Consider the following 2,713-nt stretch of genomic DNA (forward strand, 5'->3'; position numbering starts at 1 on the left):
GGGAAGCGCTCCGCGACCTCGCGGAGCCAGGCCAGGTCCTCGATGGCGCGCGTGCCCACGACGACCGCCGACGCCCCGCCCACGAGCACCGCCTCCACCCGCGCGACGTCGCGCACGCCACCGCCCACCGTGAAGGTGAGACCCGGGGCATGCGACACCAGACGCGACACCACCTCCGCGTTGGAGCCCTTGCCCAGCGCGGCGTCCAGGTCCACGACGTGGAACGTGCGGAAGCCCAGCGCCAGCCACTGCTTCAGCGCGTCCAGCGGGTCCTCCACCCGCACGCGCTCCGCGTCGTAGGAGCCTCCCACCAGCTGCACGCACGCCCCTTCCCTCAGGTCGATGGCCGGAATGGCGATCACGGAGCCACCTCCTGGAGGAACGCCTGCACGAAGCGCACACCCACGCGGGAGGACTTCTCCGGGTGGAACTGCACGCCCAGCACCTTCCCGCGCCGCACCGACGCGGGGAACCGGTCGCCCTCGTGGGTCGTCCAGCCCACCACATCTCGCGGCTCCACGGCGCGGCAGACGTAGCTGTGCGCGTAGTACACGGAGGCCAGCTTCGCGGACGCCAGTGCCCCGTCCTCCTCCACGTCGTTCCAGCCGATCTGCGGCACGTGCCGCGCCGCCAGCCGTGTCACCCGGCCCTGGAAGTAGCCCAGGCCCTCGCCCGCGCCCTCGTCGCTCCCCTCGAAGAGCAGCTGCATGCCCAGGCAGATGCCCAGGCACGGCAGGCCCGCGTCCAGCGCCCGCCGCATCGCCTCGCGGCCTGGAGCCAGCCGCGCCGCCGCCGCGCCGAACGCGCCCACGCCGGGCAGCACGAGGACGTCGGTGTCGAGCGCCCTCAGCGGATCCTCCTGCACGCGCACCTCCACGTCCGGCGCGGTGGTCAGCGCCTTCGCCAGCGAGTGCAGGTTGCCCGCGCCGTAGTCGAACAGGGTCACTCGCATCACAGCACCTCCTTGAGCGCCTTCAGCGCCGAGGCCATCAGGGGCCACGGGCCGCAGCCGATGCGCAGCGCGTCCCCCACTCCGGGAAGTCCCTCGAACACCCGCACGTTCACGTTGCGCTCCCGCATGGCCTCCCCCACCCGCCGCGCCTCCGGCACGGGGACGAGGAGGAAGTTTCCCTCCGAGGGCAGCGGCTCCAGCCCCAGGACCTTCAGGCCGCCGCGCAGCCGCTCGCGGTTCTCCACCGCCTCCGCCACGCAGGCCTCCATCCACGGCACGTCCTCGGTGAGCGCGGCGACGGCCACGGCCTCGCCCAGCGACGTGTGCTTGTAGGGACCGCGCGCCTTCTCCACCTCCGCCACCAGCGCGGGGGCTCCCACCGCCCAGCCCACGCGCAGGCCGGCGAGGCCGAACGCCTTGGACATCGTGCGCGTCACGAGGACATTGGGCCGCGTGCGCGCCAGGTCCATGAAGTCCCCACCCTTGGCGAACTCCACGTAGGCCTGATCGATGAGCACCACGCCCGGCGCGCGATCCACCAGTCGCTCCAGCGCCGCGCGCGAGGCCACCGTGCCAGTGGGGTTGTTGGGCGTGCAGACGTAGAGCACCTTCGCGCCCGTGGCGAGCAGCCCCTCCACGTCCACGTCGTGATCCGCCTTCAAGGGCACCGGCACCGGCCGCAGCGCGCTCAGCCGGGCGTACAGCGGCACCATCACGAAGGTCGGATCCGGGTAGGCCACCACGTCGCCCGGCTCCAGGAAGGCCCGCAGCGCGCAGTCGATGACGTCGTCCGAACCGCAGCCCGTCGTCACGTTCTCCACCGCGACGCCCGCGTACGCGGCCACGGCGCGCTTCAGGTCCGGCGCATAGCCCGCAGGATAGCGTGAGAGGCGCTGGAGCCCCTCCTCGCGCAGCACGCGCTCCGCGGACGGAGGCGGTCCGAAGAGGTTCGTGTTGTCGCTCAGGTCCACCCGGCAGGGCTTCTTCGCGGGCGAGTACAGCGGGATGTCCCGATACGTGTCGCGGAAGGGAATCATGGCAGCCTCCAGGCCCGAGCCGCGTCCGCGTGGGCGAAGAGGCCCTCGCTGTCCGCCAGCGTCCCCACGTCGTCCGCCATCGCCGCCGCTGCTTCCGGCGTCACGCGCTGCCACGTGGTCCACCGGTAGAAGTCCAGCACGCTCAGCCCCGAGTACGCCCGGGCGAGGCCCGCGGTGGGCAACACGTGGTTGGCGCCCGTCAGGTAGTCACCGAAGGCCACCGACGCGCGCTGCCCCACGAACACCGTGCCCGCGTTGCGCACCCGCGCCACATCCTCCGCAGCCGTCGCGGTCGCGAGCAGCAGGTGCTCCGGCGCGAAGTCCGCGACGAAGGGCCACGCCTCGTCCAGTGAGTCGATCCGCAGCACCGCGCCACGCCCTGCGAGCGCCGACAGGACGATGTCGCCCCGCCGCGCGGACCGGGCCTGCCGCTCCACCTCGTCCTTCACCGCCTGGGCCAGCGACGCGCCCAGCACCAGCGCCACGCAGCACGCGTCCGGGTCGTGCTCCGCCTGGGCCAGCAGCTCGCGCGCCACGGCGTCCGGACGGGCGCTCGCGTCGGCGACCACCAGGATCTCACTCGGGCCCGCAGGCGCGTCGATGGCGACCGCGTCCACCACCTGGAGCTTCGCCGCCGCCACGTACGCGTTGCCCGGCCCGACGATGCGGTCCACCCGGGGCACGCTCCCCGTCCCATAGGCCAGCGCCGCCACCGCGCCCGCCC

The 2,713-nt window shown here is 73.4% G+C and carries 4 protein-coding genes; all 4 read right to left on the minus strand.

Annotation, left to right across the window (positions count from 1 at the left end; translation table 11 throughout):
* Positions 1-362 (minus strand): HisA/HisF-related TIM barrel protein (locus tag D7V93_RS41430; protein ID WP_244237819.1); only part of this gene is annotated, 362 nt, incomplete at its 3' end.
* On the minus strand, positions 359-952 hold the full coding sequence (gene hisH / locus D7V93_RS41435; protein ID WP_120648480.1) for an imidazole glycerol phosphate synthase subunit HisH: 594 nt from the start codon (positions 950-952) through the stop codon (positions 359-361). The genes hisH and D7V93_RS41430, both read right to left, overlap by 4 nt.
* Positions 952-1,989 (minus strand): pyridoxal phosphate-dependent aminotransferase, encoded by a 1,038-nt coding sequence (locus D7V93_RS41440; protein ID WP_120648481.1) that lies wholly within the window; start codon positions 1,987-1,989, stop codon positions 952-954. Before D7V93_RS41440 ends, hisH begins: the two co-directional genes overlap by 1 nt.
* The coding region (gene hisD / locus D7V93_RS41445; protein ID WP_120648482.1) for a histidinol dehydrogenase at positions 1,986-2,713 on the minus strand (728 nt) is incomplete at its 5' end. The genes hisD and D7V93_RS41440, both read right to left, overlap by 4 nt.

This window comes from Corallococcus llansteffanensis, from assembly GCF_003612055.1.
Taxonomy (GTDB): domain Bacteria; phylum Myxococcota; class Myxococcia; order Myxococcales; family Myxococcaceae; genus Corallococcus; species Corallococcus llansteffanensis.

What these genes read in the sequence shown, in the direction of transcription:
- hisH (WP_120648480.1), bottom strand. Translation starts at nt 952, where the DNA reads ATGCGAGTGACCCTGTTCGACTACGGCGCGGGCAACCTGCACTCGCTG.
- D7V93_RS41440 (WP_120648481.1), bottom strand. Translation starts at nt 1,989, where the DNA reads ATGATTCCCTTCCGCGACACGTATCGGGACATCCCGCTGTACTCGCCC.